At 31.0% G+C, this 1,668-nt stretch carries 2 protein-coding genes; both read right to left on the bottom strand.

What is annotated here, in order from left to right:
- Nucleotides 1-225: 225 nt before the first annotated feature.
- Entirely contained in the window at nt 226-750 is a 525-nt protein-coding gene (locus LG34_RS16365) for a hypothetical protein (protein ID WP_109217028.1), read from the bottom strand.
- A 96-nt stretch (nt 751-846) separates the two neighbouring features.
- The gene (locus tag LG34_RS16360; protein ID WP_109217027.1) at nt 847-1,377 is read right to left on the bottom strand and encodes a sigma-70 family RNA polymerase sigma factor; all 531 of its coding nucleotides are present in this window, start codon (nt 1,375-1,377) and stop codon (nt 847-849) included.
- Between the last annotated feature and the right edge of the window lie 291 nt (nt 1,378-1,668).

The following is a 1,668-nucleotide window of genomic DNA, read 5'->3' as shown; positions in this document are numbered from 1 at the left end:
AGGGTATATAGCTCTTTTAGAGTTTACACAGAATTAATTACAGTCTCTCCATCCAAATTGATGATGATTCTGAATCTTCTGATATTACCGGCTATTATTCCACCACATTTTCTCCAATTAACATTGATCAAGCAACCTTTATTCCGCAATAAAAAATCTCCTAGTACCAAACTGGTACTAGGAGATTTTTTACATTATTCACATATCTCTATAAAAGGTTTGTGCTTACCACCCACCATAAAATGCGATTTTATTATATCGAGATCCACTTCTGATGCCAGTGTCTACAAAACCGTAATTTCCACATACTCTTTCCCATCCAGTGTCTCCCTGATAGTAATCAATAGATTTTAAATACGGATAGTTCTCTCCCATAGTCTCATTATTAGTTGCCACCTGACGACCTGCCGGAATGGTTTTCCAGTATTTTCCGCTTGGATAATATGCTTTACAATCTTTCCGTAACAAATATGTACTATATTTTTTCCCGGAAATTGTAACATTATATTTATACGGCCATGTTGTACAAAATGTACATCCTTTATCTGGTGGGAAATTTAAATATCCCCATCTAAAGTTGCCTGATGCATCTAAGAATTTAACATGATTAAATACACCATCGCCGCCTGCATCAGAATCATATACATACGCTTCTCGATCGTAAATATGACCAATTACAGTGTTTCCACCATCCGTAGAATAAACAGGCATTGTTTTTCCACTTTTGTTAATCAACAACATATTTGACATAATTTTTTCTCCTTTGCTACTACTTTTTAATGATCGATCATTTATAATTAAAAGACAATTTTTATTACGATATGTAAAGTTCGTATTTAAAAGAATTTAATAAATTTTTCGTAATTTATTTATAGCTCTACAACGCATCTGATTAACCGCCTGCCGAGATACATTAAATTCTTCGGCAATTTCAGCTATAGAATACTGTTCAAAATAAAACATCACTATTACCTTATATTCCTTTTCACTCAAACTAATATCCAAATCATCCTGAATCAATTTGTTCATTTCATCATTCGTAGATAATTCATTTTCTAATAGATGCAATTGTTCTTCTGATAAGTCAGAAAATGGGATTTTATCTTTCTCCTGCATTTTCTTCCGTATACAATATGAATAATGATTTTTTACCGAAATTGATATATAATTTACGATTTTTCCATCATTTTCTGGTCGAAGTAAATTGTCTGGAATTTTAGGAATTAGTTCTAATATAAAAAGAATCATCTCATTTTCCGCATCTTCACTATACAATTTTCTTGAACATTTTCTTATAACAGGCATAAATTTATTGATTAGTTTCATTTTTGCATCCTGATCCCCATTCTTTGCATCAACTACAATTTTATATAACATATATTTTCTCCTTTAAATCTAAAGAGAAATAAAGGAAAAAATAGTAAACTACTTCTTGGCTTTTTATATTTAATCCACATCAAAAAACAAATTAGCACTCACAAATCACTTATCTTTTACATCAGCAGTTTTAAGTGCTTATTGTGCATTTTTGATTTTAAAGTAAATATTCGATAGAAATTATCTCTGAAACTTTTTTAGTCTACGATAATTAATACCTGTTTAAAGCGCATATATATACGCATAAAAAAGTGTCTTCGACACTTCAACTCCCCTGCCCCTCACTCATGA

The organism is Eubacterium ramulus (genome assembly GCF_003122485.1).
Taxonomy (GTDB): Bacteria; Bacillota; Clostridia; order Lachnospirales; family Lachnospiraceae; genus Eubacterium_I; species Eubacterium_I ramulus_A.
The sequence above is the reverse complement of the archived record's forward strand: the minus strand, read 5'-3'. Positions and strand labels throughout refer to the sequence as shown.